The organism is Flavobacterium sp. DG1-102-2 (assembly GCF_033042555.1).
Classification (GTDB): Bacteria; Bacteroidota; Bacteroidia; order Flavobacteriales; family Flavobacteriaceae; genus Flavobacterium.
Genome location: NZ_JAWLIK010000001.1, coordinates 190,735 through 210,054, shown reverse-complemented (window position 1 = coordinate 210,054; position 19,320 = coordinate 190,735). Strand labels below are relative to the sequence as shown.

The 19,320-nt window shown below is 42.0% G+C and carries 7 protein-coding genes; 1 reads left to right on the top strand and 6 read right to left on the bottom strand.

From position 1 onward, the window contains the following. The first annotated feature begins 230 nt into the window (after positions 1–230). Complete coding sequence (locus tag R1T16_RS00735) at positions 231–1,781, top strand: SDR family oxidoreductase (protein ID WP_317499142.1); 1,551 nt, start codon at positions 231–233, stop codon at positions 1,779–1,781. Positions 1,782–1,847: 66 nt separating this feature from the next. Here R1T16_RS00735 and R1T16_RS00730 read toward each other — a convergent pair whose 3' ends face one another. The 6 genes from R1T16_RS00730 to R1T16_RS00705 all read right to left on the bottom strand — a co-directional run bounded on the left by R1T16_RS00730 (position 1,848) and on the right by R1T16_RS00705 (position 19,300). Then, a complete protein-coding gene (locus R1T16_RS00730; RefSeq protein ID WP_317499141.1) occupies positions 1,848–2,894 on the bottom strand; it encodes an aldo/keto reductase in 1,047 nt (348 codons plus the stop codon). Between the two features lie 18 nt (positions 2,895–2,912). Beyond that, positions 2,913–4,040 (bottom strand): aldo/keto reductase, encoded by a 1,128-nt coding sequence (locus tag R1T16_RS00725; RefSeq protein WP_317499140.1) that lies wholly within the window; start codon positions 4,038–4,040, stop codon positions 2,913–2,915. A gap of 14 nt (positions 4,041–4,054) precedes the next feature. Next, the gene (locus tag R1T16_RS00720) at positions 4,055–5,170 is read right to left on the bottom strand and encodes an L-dopachrome tautomerase-related protein (protein WP_317499139.1); all 1,116 of its coding nucleotides are present in this window, start codon (positions 5,168–5,170) and stop codon (positions 4,055–4,057) included. Between the two features lie 458 nt (positions 5,171–5,628). Then, on the bottom strand, positions 5,629–8,169 hold the full coding sequence (locus R1T16_RS00715) for a carboxypeptidase-like regulatory domain-containing protein (protein WP_317499138.1): 2,541 nt from the start codon (positions 8,167–8,169) through the stop codon (positions 5,629–5,631). A 39-nt stretch (positions 8,170–8,208) separates the two neighbouring features. After that, on the bottom strand, positions 8,209–8,754 hold the full coding sequence (locus R1T16_RS00710) for a DUF4402 domain-containing protein (RefSeq protein ID WP_317499137.1): 546 nt from the start codon (positions 8,752–8,754) through the stop codon (positions 8,209–8,211). A gap of 10 nt (positions 8,755–8,764) precedes the next feature. Beyond that, positions 8,765–19,300, bottom strand: a complete 10,536-nt coding sequence (locus R1T16_RS00705; protein WP_317499136.1) for a LamG domain-containing protein — start codon at positions 19,298–19,300, stop codon at positions 8,765–8,767. Positions 19,301–19,320 lie beyond the last annotated feature (20 nt).

The window sequence follows — 19,320 nt, the reverse complement described above, 5'->3', positions numbered from 1 at the left end:
GAGAACCCATTGCTTTTTTCCAAACTAAATCCTGCGTTACGATACAAACCTATCTTAATATTTCACAAGCTCCTGAGAAATAATAGTAGTATCATAAACTATCAGTATAGTTGAATTGTTTCACGACTCATTATTCTATTCTTAGAATCACCAAAACCTTGCATCACAGATTATAAGAACTATATTTGCACACTCGGCAGCTTAGCCTAAAATTGAACCTGAATTATACGATGACGAATGATAATGTTATAGCTTCAAACGCTGTAAGCCCAGAAGAAATAGAAAAATGTATTGCGTTGTTAAACGAACTAAATAGCAATACAAATCAGATATTTGATATCCCTAAGGAACAGCGCACTGCGCTTATTAAAGCTGCAGGCCAGTTTGCAAGGCCTGACAGAGATGAGCTTCTCCGTAGAAAAAAAGACGGAAAATTAGCTTTAAAGCGAAAACAGGAAAAGAAAGACAGAACCGCACGAAAAGTAACCGGAATCCGTGAGGCGCGTGAAGCCAGTATTTTTATAGCTCCTAAATTGTTAGAGTATTCTGATTTATCTTCTAAAGAGCAATTAGAATTAGAAACACCAAGAAATTGTTATGTATGCAAAACGCAGTTTACTAAACTGCATCATTTTTATGATACCATGTGTACTGATTGTGGCGATTTTAATTACGCAAAACGCTTTCAGACAGCGGATGTTAAAGGACAAATAGCAATCGTAACCGGTTCACGCCTAAAAATAGGATATCATATTACACTTATGCTTTTACGTGGCGGCGCTACGGTTGTAGCAACTACTCGTTTTCCTGTAGATTCGGCAATTCGTTTTGCCAAAGAACCCGATTTTATGGAATGGGGACACCGTTTAAAAATACATGGGCTGGATTTAAGGCACATTCCTAGCGTAGAGATATTCTGTAATTTTATAGAACAAAAATACGGCCGCTTAGACATCCTTATAAATAATGCTGCGCAGACAGTACGACGACCAGCCGGATTTTATACCCACCTGATGGAAAATGAAGAACGTCCGGTTCAGTCGTTACCTAAACAGGTGCAGGATTTGTTATTGGATCATACAAACTGCCTTGAAGAACTTAAAGTATTGACGATAGGCGCTTCGTCAAATCAAAATATGCCGGTAACCTGGCATGGCCCCGAGCCTGGTATTGGGCTAAGAGCTTCAGCTAAGCTATCTCAAATACCGTATTCTTTTGACAACACACTGACTACAAGTGAAGTTTTTCCGGAAGGAGAACTGGATGCCGATTTGCAGCAGGTTGACCTTAGAAAAACAAACAGCTGGCGTTTAACGTTAGGGCAGATTGAGACTACCGAAATGATTGAAGTTCAGCTGGTCAATTCTGTAGCTCCTTTTGTATTATGCAACCGTCTTGCAGAAGTAATGAAGAAAGACAACACAGGGAAAAAGCATATTATCAATGTCTCTGCCATGGAAGGTAAATTCTACTACGGTTATAAAGACGATAGACACCCACACACAAATATGGCAAAAGCAGCACTAAATATGCTGACACATACTGCAGCCGGATCTTTAGCCAAGCAAGGAATTTTCATGAACGCCGTAGACACAGGCTGGGTTACAGATGAAGATCCTGCTGAAATGGCGAAGAGAAAACAGGAAGAAGAAGATTTTCAGCCACCTTTAGATATCGTAGACGGTGCCGCAAGGGTTATGGATCCATTATTTGATGGCATTAATACAGGGAAGCACTGGTGCGGAAAATTCCTTAAAGACTACAGGCCTATCTCATGGTAGCAATAATTTAAATATAAAAAATATAAAAAAGCCTTTAAACGCAGAGTTTAAAGGCTTTTTCCCTTATTACAAATTGTAAAAATCGGGAGTAGGATTTAGCGACTTGTTTTGCCATTGATGCCAGTACGGATAAGTTGGCGGTACGGTGCTTGCCTCGTCCAGTTTTTTAATCTGGTCTACTGTTAGGTCCCAGCCAATTGCGCCAAGGTTTTGTACCAATTGCTCTTCGTTACGAGCGCCAATGATAATGCTCGAAACAGTAGGACGCTGTAACAACCAGTTTAAAGCAACCTGAGCAATGGTTTTACCGGTTTCCTCTGCGATTTGCGTAAGCACATCAATTGTATTGTAGAAAACCTCTTCATTAACCGCCGCTTCCGGTACAGGGCTGCCACCCTGGGCAACACGGCTATCCTGCGGCACAGGCTTATTTCTGCCATACTTCCCTCCCAGCCTTCCGGCAGAAAGTGGCGACCACACGATTGCACCTACTTTCTGATCAAGGCCAAGCGGCATAAGTTCCCACTCATAGTCGCGGTTTGCCAAAGAATAATATACTTGGTGTGCAATGTAACGGTTCCATCCGTATTTTTCGGAAACAGCTAATGATTTCATCATGTGCCATCCTGAAAAATTTGAAGCCGCAATGTAGCATATCTTACCGCTTTGTACTAAATCATCCAGCGTACGCAGCGTTTCTTCTACCGGAGTATTTCCGTCAAAGCCATGCATGTGGAAAATATCAATATAATCGGTTCCAAGGCGCTTAAGGCTTCCTTCTACCTGTTTTAATAAATTAAAACGGGATGAGCCCTGGTTATTTGGCCCATCGCCAAAAGTAAATGTAGCCTTAGTAGACAGCAAGAGCTTTTCCCTTGAGTGACCTGCAATAGCCTTACCCAATACCTGCTCTGACAATCCATCAGAATATATATCGGCCGTATCAAACAGGTTAACACCATGTTCCATACATATATCGATTAGACGTGCGGCCTCATCAGCCTGGGTATTGGCCCAAGCCTTAAAAAAATCGTTTCCTCCGCCAAATGTGGCAGTTCCAAAACTGAGTACAGGCACTTTTAAGCCTGATCCTCCTAAGAATCTATATTCCATTATTATTGAGATCGATTATTAAATTTTAGGTACAGGCGCATTAGCTGCGATTAATTTTTCTTTTTTCAGTTCTGCCCAGAAATCATTTGGAATTTTAGCCGCAAACGATGCTGCATTTTCCTGTGATTGCTGTACAGTATGTGCTCCTGGTATAACTGCAGAAACAACATCTGGTGCTGCAGAAAATTGAAGTGCAGCTGTACGCAAGTCTACCTTATGGTTTGCCGCAACCCTTTTTAATGCTGCAAGCTTTTCTTTAACTCCATCAGGGAAACTTCCGTCATAAAGGTACCTTTCCTTACCCGAAAGGAAACCCGCACATAATGGTGCTCCTACAACTATAGATATATCTCTTTTTGCTGCAACCGGGAAAACCTTATTAAGGTCGTCTTCATGTTTTATAAGTGAATACTGGCACGCAGAAAGAAAAATATCGGGGTCGGCTACTTCAATTGCCTTCAATATTGGTTCGATCGTATTCACACCAAATCCCCAGCCTTTAATCAGGCCTTCTTCCCTCATCTTTGTAAGTTCCGGCATGGCGCCTTTTTGGGCAATCTCAAAATATTTTATCCAGTCCTGCTTCATGTCGCCATTGTCGGGCGAAAGGTCATGAATAAAAACTACATCAAGAGATGATACACCAAGTCGCTGAAGGCTGTCTTCTACGCTCTTTCTTGCTCCCGCTGCTGTGTAATCATATTTATACCCAAAATTAAGCTTGCCTTTCCAAAGGCTTCGACCTCCCAGCTTAAAATCCTCCTTAGGCTCAAGTATACGGCCCATTTTTGTAGAAAGCGTAAATTCGTCACGTGGCTTATCTTTTAAAAACATACCCAGCCTGCGTTCGCTTGTACCTAATCCATACCACGGCGAAGTATCAAAATAACGTATACCTGCCTTCCATGCAGCCTCAACTGCCTGTAAACATTCTATGTCAGGATTTTGTTGAAAGCCATTACCGATAGCAACACCGCCAAATCCTGCTTTATTCTTTGGTCTGAAACGACTATACGCATTTTCGTTGTCAAATGCCGCTAATGGTACAGCATTGGTCTGCGCCTGAACGTCAAACGGTAAGGCAGAAGAAACTACTGCACCCGCAGCAGCCATTCCCGCCCTTGTTATAAATTGTCTTCTTTCCATAATCATTATTATTTTTAGTTGTCTACTTTTATTTTTACTATAAGATACGGAGGTTTCCGCAAATCCTGACCGGAATTGAAACCCGGTAAACGATTCCATTGTCCCAGGGTTACATATACATAGCCATTGCGATAGGCTAATCCGTCGGGCCACACAAAATTTTCACTATCACGTGCCAACAGCTTGTAACTACCATCGTTATTTCGCGATATAATAGATTGCTGCTCAAAAGCACCAAAATAAATAGTCCCGCTTTCATCTTCAGCCAGGCCATCGCAGGCAGGATGCTCGCCTTCACACTTTATGGCATCTTTAAGCTGCTGTTCTCTGGCAGTAAGATCACTTAATAAATCTGTTGGCAGGCTGTACAGTTTTCGGCCGCTTATTGTGGTCCAATATAATTTTCTGCTGTCGGGGCTTAAGGCTAAACCATCTGCACCTCCATTTGGAAAGGTTTGTTTTTTAAAGTTATATATTAATGGCTTGCCCTCAAGGAAACACATAAAACCGGGATCGGGCGATGTGCTGTAATGATTAAGCAATACTTCTTTAGCAGTACCTGTAGCGACATCTATAACCACCAGCGAATAACGTTCTCCAAATCCTGAATTAGCTATATATACCGTCCCATTTTTTCCGTGAGTAAGGTCAACACGCAAATCGTTATAATGCGCATCGTCTGATAATACAGGTTTATCTATAACCAATGAGTGTATGATTTTTTTCGACTTTATATCGATTGCTACCACTTTAGCAGCTCCAACGGGAATTTCTTTCTGCCCTGAACGTTTGCCATCATCAAGCACCCAGAGAATATCATTTTGATCAATATACATACCGTGGGGTGATACAAGCCATTCTTTGCAGGGTTTATCAGAAGGATAAACATAGTCATCCGACGGAAAAGGAACAGGCTTGCCATTAACCCATTCGGCAAGTGCAAACTGTTTATGATTATCTGCGTGACGCGGAAAACCCAAAAAGATCCTGTTGTCCGAGCTAACTGCAATACCTGACATATCAGGAGCCTGAGTGGTTACTTTTGCTACAACTTCATAGCCTTTCTGCGCAAGAAGAATATTGGTAAAGCACAGAAACACCATCAATAAAAATTTTATTATTCTATTCATCTTATCGTACATTTTTTTAAGAGTTAACGATCTAAATAGTATCTTAATACTATCCATTTAGCAGAATCTTCTATCGAAGTATCACAAATTTCGGCATTAAAAAAGCGTAAGACTTGTAATTATCTTAGATATAATTGTATATTTATTACTTTGTGAAATTTTTAAGAGTATGGGTAATTGCTTTAAAATTTAATATTTCGCCGAATTATTTTAGTGCTTACTTCAGGAAAAATTTCAATTTCATTTATCACAAATACATTTGCAATTACAATAATACACTTACAGGGAAATATATTATAAGCAAATTTATAAGCCTAAAACAATAGAAAGCGAATTTGATTTTGCCAATAAATCCATCTGAACCACTTTTTTAAAGGAACTAAATAGTACAGCCGTGTAGAATACAGAATAGTGTATCACAGAAAATTAACCTTATGATTTAAATAAGAATCTTTTTATTACCTCACAGGCTTGACAACAAATTTAAAACCATCTACGAAAGATCCGTCGGTGCTTCGTTTAATAGTAAAGTCAAATGATGTTTTATTAACCGACAATTCCAATTCAGTAAGTTTCTCGGTATCAATTCTTGCTGTATACTTACCCGGTAAAAGTCCTAAATATGAAAAATAACCGTCAGCTTCAGATGTTGTTTCTGCAATTTTTTGGGACTTGTCGTTATATATGGATATAAGTATTCCTCCTATCCCTTTCTCGGTCTCATCAACTAACTTTATTACCTGTCCCGAAACCTCACCAAAGACAGATACGGGAACCTCAATGTTCTTTACATAATTAGGATCTATTACAATGGCATAATTTTTCTTAAGAAGCTTCCACCCCACATGTTCAAAGCCAGATGGGTCTAACTCTATATTAAATGCAGCATAAGCCTCAAGATCCATTATTAGAATGGTTTTATCTTTTGCCGATTTTTTTACGCGCCCTGCGTTAGCGATTACCTTTAAGCCATCTGCCTTTGGTTCGCCTTTATCTCGTTTGTTATTACCATTCAGGTCTAAATACGGGATAATAAGGACAGCGCCCTTACCAATACTTGTATAATTATTAAATTCTGTCTTGCCTGAAATACCGTCATGAATTATGCTTCCGTTAACAGCCTGCAATGCCCTGTAGGTGTCGTTGGTTTTCCTTACTGTCATCCTCGTCTGGGCAAAAGAAAAGTCGTATCTAAGCCCAAACTCAATATTATTAACATCGCTTAAATAATTCCTTTCAAACGACAGGTTGGCATAGCCGTTGGCAAATATCCTTTTTTCAAGAGACGTCTTGACAGCTATTACAGTGCTGTTAGTATATTCATATTGGAACTGCTGCGTTACAATAAGATTTTTAAAGAACCGCATCCCTAACGAATAAATTGTGTAGATATACGCATCGTTCCCGGGAATAAAAAGGGCAAATGTATTTGCACTGCCATTAACAGTTCCTACAACTCCGGAAACCATCCATTCCCCTGTCTGATATGTTAAATTGGGTAACTGGATCTGCTGGAATGACAGCCGCGTATAGGCAGAAAAATGGCGGGTCCTGAATGGAAATGAAAGAATGGCTTTATGCTCCTGTAAAAACGTATTGTTTATTGCTGTTTGTCCTTTTCTGTACCAGTTATTATACATCTCAAACTGTAAACCCGATTTCATGTTGTAACTCAGCACCGACCTCCCCCTCACACCGATATCATACTCAGCAGAGATCATCAGGTTAGAAAACAAGCGGAAGGAAGTGTTAACATACGGGATTTTTGATCCCGATGTTACTGAAGACAGGTACTCAAACCCCGCCCCCACGGTGATATGCCTGTTTAGCCCATAGTTACTGCTAAACCTTGCAAATCGTGTATCACGCCCATCTTCAACTAATCCTCCGCTCGCTGTGTATTCAAATTCTTTTTCAGGTAAAAAGTTAAACGGAATGCTGATATTCTGCTCTGTGGTACGCTCTTCTCCAAAAGGTCCGTATAACCTCAGCTTTATGTTAGTGTTACCGTAAACAAGGGGTACATTAAAAGTATAAAAGCCAGACGCATCTGCCTTTGTATAATTTACCAGCACGCCATTTACGTAAAGCTCAACGGTCCAGTTCGGCTCCGTATAATTATTCAGTACGTAGTTACCGAAAGACCTTCTGTACGTTGTAGGTGTATTGGTTACCTGTACCCCCACGATGGGCGCATAAATGGATGATATGGACTGCCCTCGTATCTTACCTACCGAAAACTGTTTAGCAAACGACAGGCTGTTATCTACATAACGCCATAAATAATACTGCTGCCTGTTAGAAAAACGGTAGTTACTCTGGTAATTAAGTACTACATTAGTTTCTCCTCCTGCAATTATTCCTCCCAGTCCAAGGCTCGCCCTGGTATCCCGCGGGGTCTCCTCATTACCACCTGATGTTGCGAAAGCATAATCGGCGGTGCCAAAATAAAAGACCGGCCGCGTGCGTGCAACAAGTGTGTCGGCTTTAAAGATACCTTTCAGCTTATTTATGTTATTACGCATTTGTTCCTGTCTCATCTCACGGAGTACAGGCAATTCAACATCCGTACTCAGGATTACCGAAAGATTACGAAAGTTAAAAGTACAATTAAGTCCAAATATCTCTCCAAAATATTCCGACCGTAAGTACACATTGTTTGTCGTTTTTACAATGCCATTGGGTTTAAGGTCATACGTTTTCCCCTGAAAAATCACCCTGTTATTTGGAGTATCAATTAAAAAATCAGCGTTGGGCAGGATAAACGTACCGCTTACGGCATCCAGCTCTTTTGATATAATATTTATCTTTAGAAACTCAAAAAGGTCTACTACGGGCAAATAGGCAGTTTCGTCTTTGATAAGTGCAGGCAGCTCTGTATTACCGATACGCTGTATGTTAAAGAATACAGGAACCTCATCGTACTCCTCGATGGCCTGGGCATTACATACCGCACCCTGCCCTGTTATAACTACGAATACAAGGGCAATTTTAAACAAATAAAATATGTTGACACCAAAATTGGTTAACCGCATAAATTAAGGTTGAATAAAAGTTACCGAAAAAGTTCCGTTATAATTGCCCGGTGGGCTTGCCAGCGGATTACCCAGGGTAAGCGTTCCCCCTATCCTTACCATTGTGCGCGACGGAGATGTTGCCGTTGCTATGAACGGGCTTGGAGGATCTGACTCTCCTATGGTTAAATCTATTGTACCGCCATTGCTTCCCGTAAGCGTAACATTAGGCCCGTTTAAAATAGTTATAAGCGTACCCGGTTCGGCATCGATTTCAAAAATGGCAGGAGAAAATGAATATCCCTGATTAACCTGTATAACACTTCCTGTTGTAGACCTTGATCCATTAGCGTATATAATGACACTGCCTCCAAAACCACCCTGATAAAACGCGCCAAAATTTAGCCACTGTGTTGGACTCACATAAACAATAGCCGGCCTCGGCGGATTTTCCGGGCCCTGTGCTATTGCCGAGACACCTGTAAATAACAGGATAAACAACAGTGCCTGAATAAACTGTAATTTATTTAGATATGCTATTTTATGGCGGGTAATTCGTTTAATTTTCATGGCTTATTATTTATCGTTCGGCGGTTAAAATTTTTAGGGTATGATTTCCTTTTGGGGTGCTAAGGGTAACAAAGTAAATCACGTTAACCGTTAATCCCTGCAGCTTATAATCGCCGTTACCGCTTACAGGCATACTTGATACCTGCTGTCCCAGAAGATTGGTAATTGAAAGTGTGCCCATTTGTTCCTTTTCCAGCTTTATCCTTACATACATATCATCAGCTTTTCCATAGGCTATAAAGATATCTTCACCACTGTTACCTCCGGCAGGGAAGCAAACCAGCGAAAAACGGTTTTCAACAGTTCCTTTTTTTAACTCTACAATGTAAGGTTCATTATTCTGCAGATCATGATTGATGCCTGTTTCAGCGTCTCTCAGGTACAGGTTAAGATAGGTAGGCCAATTCTCAAGGTCGCGAAGGTTAAAGCTTACTTTACCATCTCTTTCGGTCTTAATACCTACAGGAATTACCATTGTACTGTCTACCTCGGTAATTGCATTGATAGCCATTTTTTTAGAAGTATCTTCTCTTATGGAATATATGCTTGGCGTCTGCTCATCTATATTCATAAGTTTTATGGCATCTACATTTCCATTAAATTCGGGCGTAGCGCTGTCTGATGTATACACCACCAGCGGATCAGCAGATTTTTCGGTATCAGTAAAATTGGCACTAACACGCACCAGTACTCTTGGCTTACCCGGTGGCGGCTCCATAACCCTGAAGGTAGATTTATGGAACACAGGAGAAAGATCGGTAGTCCTGGTACTGTTATTTATACCAAGTGTACCTGCAACAGGGTAGCCGCCATCGCTAACGTGTACAAAAAAGCCCTGCATTGAAGCGATTATAGGCCCGGCAACACCGTCGCTGGACACTCCGTTAATGTATGTGCTGTAAGCTCCTGTATATTGGCTTGTTGTTCCTGAATTAAAGAAATACAGTGCATTATCTATATTCGTTTTTGTCCACCCTGAAGAAGCATCCCAATTGATAGGGGATGGATATGGATTTCCCACGAGGTTGAATCCTTTTGTGTAAGGCTGGTTATGATTGTATAACGTAACCGATAAGGCACCGTTATTTGCTATCCCGGAGATACTTACTGTTTTTTGAACCGGAGACGGCCCGAAATCGGCGGCATAACCTTCTAACGGGATTAATGGCGACGCAGGATTTGTATACGTTGTAAAACCGCTGCTTACTTTATTTTCTTCATATTTATAGAAATTAGCAAAACTGGCATTCAGGTCGACGGTTGCCGCAAAGCTTCCAACAGTTGCATTTTGCACAGGCGAACTAAAATATTTATACCCAAAACCTGCCACAAGGTAACGCTGCATATTAATGTTTCCTGACACATTCCCTGCACCGCTTCCATCTATCAATGCTGTTTTGTCTATAGAAGAAACCAGCGTTAAATTACCCGATGCATTAAATGTTCCTGTATTCACTTTAAGTATTTCCGTCAGGCTTAAAGCACCGCCCAGATTTACCCCGGCTGTATTGGTTACCGTTAAATTACGTATCAGATTACCTGTAAATGCAGCTGCGGGTATAGATTGTGCGGCACTGCCGTTCATCTCCACAGTTCCGCTGCTTGCTATAAAGCTCCCATTGTTGCTTATGCCACCACCTATTTTTATAACCCTGCTATTTATGTTTAGCGTCCCGGCAGTTACTGTAACATTATTACTAACAGTTAAATCATTAATTGTTAACGGTATTGTTACATTAGCGCTGCCTATCTCAAGGTTATATAATGGCCTAACTGTATTGATAAGCATGGTTTGTGTTCCTGATGTTGAAGCGTTACCCATTTGTAAAGTGCCGCCAGTAAAACCGGTACCTCCTGTTGAGATGTTTTGGTAACCCAAATTTTGTCCTGCTGTACCACCTGAGTTCTGAACAACTAACCTGCCGCCGGTTACATTAAATACAGATGCCGCAGTATCCATGTTAAATGGTGCAATGCCGCCTGCTGTACTGCCTAAAGTATTTACATTTACTGTACCATCCTGCATTTCAAACCTCCACGCCACACCCGGGTTGCTAATGGCTGACGCAGTATTCAACGTTCCTCCTGATATTGAGAACTGCGCCTGGTTTTTAGGAATTACCACATTGTTAGCTGCATTACCCATATTTAGCGTTCCGCCGCTTACTTTTACCAATCCGCCAATGGTCCAGTTCATGGCCGTCGAACTTACAGTCCCTGCATTTACCCATAGTCCTGCACTTGCAGGAATTAAGAAAGCTCCCGTAGTTATATCTGCTGTAAATAGAGTAACATTCACGCTTGCATTGTTCAGCTTAAATGTTCCATTTCTTAACGTAAGAAAACCTGCCGGAGCTGTAAATCCTGCGGTTGTCACATCTAATGTATTTATGCTGTTTGATCCCTGATTTAATGTTATATCATTAAAATCAGCTGTTCCTGAGCCTGAAACCAGCTGATTTCCATCTTTTACAAAGTTTACTGAGCCAAGGCTATTTGCATCGGCGGTCATGTCAAACACGCCATTACTAACGAGATCGCCGCCTATGTTTACATTGTGTTTAGCATCTGAAGTTGTAGCTATGGTAAAAGTTGCTCCACTTGCTACTGTGATACCACCTGATGCTGTTACTTTTCGGACAGTGGCAGAATTTCCTATCTGAACTGATCCGGCGCTAACACTCAACACGTTTTTTACTGATGCATCAGTAAGCATTACCACTCCTGACGGATTTGACCCGTCAAGGTTATAATAAGGGATATCAGTTACGATTTGGTTGGCAGTACCATTATAGCTTACTGTGTTTACATTGGTTACTGCATCGGTAGTTACTGTGCCTGCAACTGTTAAGTTGCCTGCCACACGCGTAGTACCGGCTGCAAAAGTTTTCATACCCCTGTTGTCTAACGAAAGGTTATTATATACAGATGACGCCACTGTTTGTGATTCTCCATTATAACTTACTGTACTTCCTGTAACGGTATACGCATTAATGCCGGAGGTAAAAGAATTATAAACTCCAATTATACCGCTTGATGCAAATACCCTTGGCCCTGTAGAACTACTTACCAGGTTATAATAATTTAATGCAGGTATAGTTTGCGATACAGTTCCTGTAAATCCTACTGTTCCTGCCGAGAAATCGATTAGGCCTGTAATTGTTGGGAATGCACCCGCCATGTTAAACGTACCCGAAGCAAGCGTCATGTTTCCTGAAACCGAAAGCGTATTTGCGCCCACGGTACTCAACACCAGTCCCGGATTACTAAGCAAAAGGTTCTTTGTTACCGCAGGAACATTAATATTGATTATATAAGGCCCTGTAAGTTCAACATTATCATTCACGGTAGGAACGCCATCGGTATTCCAGTTGGCTGCATCACCCCAGTTAGATGTTCCTGCACCGCCATCCCATGTTTTTATTGATATCGCCATCTGTCCTATCTGGAAATCTGCAAAAGAGGTAATACCGCTTGCGGTAAGGCTTGTAGCCGTTAAACCATTCACCATTGGATAAGTCCATGCACTATTGCTGTATTCAGCCAATACAAAAGCACTTGTTACGGCTCCTGAATCAACATCTGAAGCCAGGTAATTATACGTAACGGCTGCTGTACTAAATACTATACCCGAATTACTTAAAGTCCAATACCTGTTAACAGTCAGGGCCGGATTTAGCATTGAATTATTCACGCTTGGATGATCGCCTTCTGTAGTAGATACCATAAGGTTTCCAGCAACAGAAACATTGGCAAAACCAACCGAAACAGGAAGATAATTGGCCTGATTTCCTATCTCAAATGTTTTGGTTACCGTTCCAGTTCCCGTATTTTTTTGGAGTTTGCCATACACCCAGCCGGTAGCCTGTGCAGCACCCGAAACTGTTCCTGAAGCTGGTTGTATAACTGTATAATTGCCCGTCTGTATCTTGCCGGCAGTAAAAGTAAGTACATTGTTTATCGTTACATTTGTAGATACTGTAACCGTACCAGCGCCATTATTTATAACAAGGTTATATAGTGGGGACACAGAATTGATGTTCTGGACAGTAGCTCCGTTAAGGTTAAAGGTAGATGTTCCGCTATTTATGGTTCCGTTGTTAGCCAGATTACCGCCAATTACATAAGTATAACTTCCGGCATTAAAGATAGATCCGTTTAGTATCGTAAGGTTGTTTGTTAAAGTTAGATTTGAAACCGAACTTACCCCTGCAACGTTTGTATTAGATATAAATACGTTACGTAGCGAACCCGGATTTCCTGCCAGTGTTATTGCCCCCGCTCCCCCAAAGACAACCGTACCTGTACTGGTAAAATTTGTGCCCATATTAATCAAAGCTGCCGCAGATGGGGTAAAATTTAAGATTCCAGTGCTTGTTATAGTTCCGTTATTGGTTAAAGTTCCTAGTAGCGTATGTGTAGAAGACCCTCCGTTAAAAGAAGCACCCGTGCCCACGGTAAGTGCCGTAGCTATATTCCACCCTACGCTAGGGTTAACACCGCCTGTATTATTTATATTCAATGTAGCAAACTGAGGCGGCGAAGTAGAATTTAACACTGGAGAAACCGTACCGTTAAAATTAACCGTGGCTGCAACAGTGGACACTGCATTTATAAGACTGAGTGTTTGTAAAACATTACCGGTAAAGGTAGTAATGCCTAATGTATTAAGTGTACCCCTATTCGTTAAGTCGGCATTAAGAGTGGTTGTAATACCAGACCCTCCGTTAAGTGACCCCGAAGCTGTAATTTCGAGCAGGCCATTAAAAGTTACATTATTAAAAATGGTATAGGTTCCGGCAATGGTTACTTTATTAAATGTTGTATTACCTGTTATAGAATTAGCACCTCCTGTAAATATGACAGCACCGGTAGACGGAACGAATGACCCGTTATTCAGCCAGTTACCGCCTATTGTTACCGTATTAGAGCTTCCATCTACTACAGCTGTATTCTCTATAGTTAAATTGTTCTTTACATTAATAGCCGTAGATAAGGTTTTTGTACCCGCATTCCTAAAGGTCAGATTTCCATATGATAGGCCGGGAAGCAATAAACTCTGTGCACCTGTACCGTTAAAAACTACTGTACTATTAGTACTTAAGGCATAGCTGGAAAATTTGTTAGGTGCATTGTTCGCACCTATAATTAGTGTTGAGGCATCACTTAATGTCGCCGTACCCCCCTGTACATCCCTGTTAAATACAAAAGATTGTATATCCAGCGTACCTGATGTACCGGTAAGATTTCCTTTTATGGTTACATTTCCCGTAAGGGTTGCAACTGTACCTACAGGTTTATTGAATTCAAGATTATTAAATGTCGTTGCCGATATGCTTTGCGCACCAGATCCGTTAAAGATTACGCCCGTTCCTGAAGTGTTAGAGATAAAGGAACCACTGTTGTTCCAGTTTCCGCCTACGGTAACTGTGCTGTTGTTTTGGTAAACAGCTCCCGAAACAACTGTTACATTGCCTATTACGGTATTAGCACCATCGCTATCAAGTTCTCCTGCTGATATGGTAAGATTTCCGTTTATGGTTAAAGCGCCTGTTGCAATAGCTGTTGCTCCTGTGGTGGTTTTATTGATTACCAAATTATTGTAAGGCACTGCCGCTACAACCTGATTAGAGGTACCATTATAAGTAACCGTGCCCGATGAGGGGGTAAAAGTTCCGTTAGTGTAGTTAAAATTACCGCCAATAGTAAGGTTACCCGCCCCTGCAAACACCACATTTGCATTACCTCTTTGGGTTAATGAGCCTGTAATATTTACTGTTCCTGTGCCAATATTTAAATTGATGGCACGCCCCGCAGTACCATCACTTAAAGAAAGATCGCCGTTAATGTTTACAGTCTGCGCATTTACATTTATGATATGTGTTGCATTAGCACTCCATATCCCCCTGATGTCTGATGTTGTGAGTGATCCGCCTGTATTCATGGAAAGTGTCGCGGCCTGGACGCTGCCAAAGTTGATGTTTTTTACAGTAACCGCTGTACTTATGGCAGGCTGATTAGTAAATGCCGCTGTACCAATATTTACGGTATTTGATGGACCGGGCACACTCGCCGGGCTCCAGTTTGATGCAGTATTCCAATCGCTGCTGGTAGCTCCTGTCCACTGTATTACGCTTTGCGCATCAGAAAGTGTCCATCTGTATGTGCCTGTACCCGGTACCACCGTTTCCACATAATTTGTTGTAGGGTCGTTACTTGTTTTTCCGTTAGATACCCATCCAGTACCATTGTTTCTCCAGGCCGTCATTGTGGCTTCATTATTACCATTTAGCTCATTATCTTCATAATGAAAGCGCATTACACCGATAAGGCTGATGCTATTAGGTATAGTAACGGTATATGTCCTTTTAATAGATGCGTTAGACGGGAAATCGCCGGGAGGATCAAGAACAACAGAAACGGTAACATTGCTAACACCTAATGCCAAAGTAAAAGTTATTGTATTTTGAGGACTCTCAAACGCATACCCTGATAGCAGCAAACCAAAACTATGTGCCCTCGTAATTGTACCAAGGATTATTCCGGGACCTGTCCTGTCAACGGTCATTGTCAATGTATTTGCTCCGGTATACATAGTACCACTGGTCATGTTAACCGTTGCCACTGTAACGTTGTTAAGCAGCGTAACACCCACCGCCGCACTTGTAGTATTTATTGTAAGGATATTAAATGTCGTTGCCCCGCTTATTACCGAATTTTGCGTTCCTAATATCTGTACGGTACCTGAGCCTGCCGTAAATGTTCCGTTATTGTACCAGTTGTTATATATGGAATGCGTAAAGTTTCCTGCGGTAAAAGTAGTGCCTGTGCCAATAGTTATATCATTATTCACTGTTATAGCCCCGGCCGCGGTCTTAGTGCCCCCTGTGCTAAAAATAAGGTTGTTGTAAGTAATCGCATTAATTGTTTGTGCACCGCTTCCGTTAAAATTTACGGTGTTTGGTGTTGAGCTTACATTAAGCGTGCCCGATGTTAATGTTAGTGCTCCTGCAACTCCCAAAATGGCATTTGCCGATAATTGTAACGATGTACCATTTATGGTTACGCTAAATAAATTGGCCGTGCCACTCAGGCTTGAGGTTCCTGTAAATGTCGCCGTTCCCCCCGATGCCGTAAGGCTTCCGTAGACTATAAGCCCTGATGAGACAGTAAAGCTAACTGCCGTAGTAACTGTTCCTGTTATAGACAGTATACTAAATGTTTTTGTACCTGATCCTGATATTATTTTTGATGCCCCGCTCATGGTAATTGTCCCTGAGCTTGCTATAAAGCTTCCTGCAACATTAAGGTTACCTGTAATTATAATAGATGAGGCCGTGGTTACCGTTGCAGGACTTGTAATGGTAAGATTATCGGGTGAAATTGAGTTTCCTGAAATTGTTGTGCCCGCCCCGGTCATGGTTAATGTTCCTCCGGATGCCTGGGTAAATGCCCCCGATCCTGTAGTTGCGAGATTACCTGATAAGGTCACGCCTTCGGCAGAAAAACTTACCATAGGTGCCGAAACCGTAAGATTATTAAACCCCTGAACTCCTGCGCCGCTTACTGTTGTACCGGGCCCTGCAAATACAACCGTACCCGTGCCTCCTGCAAAACTTCCTGCGTTTGCCCAATTGCCGCCTACAGTAATGGTAAAACTGTTCCCGCTAAATGTAGTTGAGGCTCCTACTACAACATTACCATTTACAGTAAGAGCCGCACCTGCACCAAATGTAACAGATGTAGCTGTGCCTAACGTACTCGTTAAATTACCTACTATTGTCATGGCCGATGTAGGGAATGACTTTGCTGCCGTGCCTGACGAACCGCTTAATCTCAAATTTCCATAGGTCTGGTTAGCCACTATTTGGCTTGCGCCATAATATTCTACCGTACTGGCGGCTACTAAAGTGTTAGTACTGTAGTTTGACGGATAAGTATTTGTACCTCCTATTTTTAATGTCGCGTTATTGGCAACCGTCAAAATTCCACCAGCTGTGGCACGGTTTGCCGTAAAGGCACCTAAATCAAGTGTTCCTGTATTTACGGTAAGGTTGCCGCTAATTGCAATGTTTACGGCAAGACTGACTGTATTTGCGGTATTAGATATGGTTAAATTATTAAAGGTAGTTGAAACGCTTCCCCCTATTGTTTTAGCTGTCGTGCTGTTAAATGAAACAGTACCTGTTCCCGGCGCAAAAGCCGATGCTGAAGCATTGTTTGTCCAGTTTCCGGCAATCGTAATATTAAAATTATTGGCGTTTAATACACCGGCAGCGAGTACAAGGTCGTTTGCAATTGTAATAGAAGATGGTAACAGCAATCCGGTACTGTTACTTACCGTAAGATTATAAAAGCTGTTTATGCCTGCAAATGTCTGTTGTCCTGTTGTACCGTTAAAGGCTACGGTTCCAGTATTAGCAAATGTACCGCTGTTTGTAAGCGTGCCAGCAATGTTTAATGTTCCCGTACCTGTAAGCGTTACCGTTGCCCCTGCATTAACGGTGAGGTTACGGCATGCTACGCTTGTGCTTATATTTGGCATATTGGTCACGCCAGATGTTATGATTACATCTGTAGTAGCTGTAGGTACTACCCCATTACACCAGTTTAAAGCGTTGGCCCAGTCTGTGCTTACGTTTCCTGTCCATTGCCCGGCAGCGGTTGTAGATGTAACATTTACATAAGCTGTAGATACAGCGGCGCATCCCGGTGCTGTAACCTGGACGGTGTAAGTACCTGCATAGGCAGCGGTATAGGTGATAGTTGGGTTTTGTTGTGTAGAAGTAAATCCGTTAGGGCCTGTCCAGGCGTAGGTTGCTCCCGATACTGAAGTAGCAGTAAGATTTAGTGCTGCACCTGCACAAACAGGCGAATTACTTCCTGCCCCATCGGGACTGTTATATAAAACCCCTACTTCAGAGGCAGATAATTCCCTGTGGTAAATTACCATGTCATCCAGCATGCCCTGAAAAAAATAGCTCGATGACTCGTTAGGCCATGTAGAAATGTCGCTGTGCCCTAAACGCCAGTATCCTGTGGTAGTTTCTGCTGTAGTAACGCTTAGGTCGCTCGCAGCAAGTATGCCGTCTACATATAGTTTCATACCGCCAGCCCCTAAAGTTGCAGTTACCTGATGCCAGTTACCATCGTTATATGGATTAGTTGTAGAAATGTATTTTTTTACAGCACCCGGTGCAACAGCAAAGTACAAAATTCCGGAGTTTGTCATGTACAAAAACCTGTCACGGCTGCCACCTGCTCCTGTTTGCAGACTTGAGAAACCCATGAGTGCACCACCTGTAGTAGACGTTGTCTTAAACCATGAAGATATACTTATAGATGATGGGTTTACATACGAATTTGTTGTAGATATATAATTACTTGTTCCGTTAAGGGTTATTGCCTTTCCTGCAACGTTAAACCTGTCGGCAGATGCCGATGGTATACCTCCCTGAAAAGTCCCAAGGTTAGTTCCCGCTGCATCTGCAGGAGAACCTTCCAGCTTATAATTTGAAATTAGCCCAGTAGCCGGAAGCTGCGAAATCGCCGGCCCTGTGCAGCTTGTTATTTGCGAACCGCTAAGTGCAGTGCTTAAACCGCCTTCGGTAACAGCATAAATACGCCAGTAATATGTTATTCCTGTTGTAAGCCCTGATTGTATTGAAGATGTAGCTCCTGCGGCTACCTGTGTAGCAAAAGTATAGTTTACCCCATCGGTCGATCTGTAAATAACAAACCCCCTCTCGTTGATAGAAAGGTCGGTCCAGTTCAGTGTCATCGATGTTGGAGCTAATGCCGTAAAAGTCAGGCTTCCCGGCACTGTAGGTATGGGTGGAGTAAAACCGTATGTCCTGCCTGTTACGCGTTTTGTTGTAACGCTGGATTCGGAAGTTGAACTAACAGCTGTTCCCGCATTATTAATCGACAGATAATTACCCGATCCTGTAGCAGCACCTGTTATGCCTATGGATGCTGAAGGTGAGCTTGCGCCAAAAAGATCAGACCGGTAAACAAATTCTATTTTGCCGGTAGTCTCGTAAAAATTTACCTGAAAAGAACATACCGCCCCAATAGACAGATAATTCCATTCTGCATTTAAATACTGCACCGTAAATATTCTGCTTCCCGCAGTACCTGTTGTCCTGTAGGTTACGTTTGAATTAGATCCTATGTCAAGATCATCCCATAGTGGCGCAATTACCGGCCGCGTACCTCCCGAAACGAGATTATTTGCATAGGCGTAATCTGTAGGTACAACGCCCATAGATAGCCACCCATTAGTCGTGGCAGAAACATTGGTGTAACGAGTTCCCATGTACCAGAAATCAAATCCGATTGGGATTAAAGCAGATGCCCCGTCATCTGTCGTGCCTGTCCATGTCGTAGTAAGGCCTCCGGTAATAGGTGTGAAACCGGCAGCTGTGGTATAAGACGGTGTATAATTAGTGATTACCGACTGCCCAAAAAGCCTGAAATTAGCCATCAGCAGTACAAAAATCATAAGTGTACATCTACACGATAAAGCAAAAAATCCTCTTTTCATGTGTTGTGTTCTTAATTTGT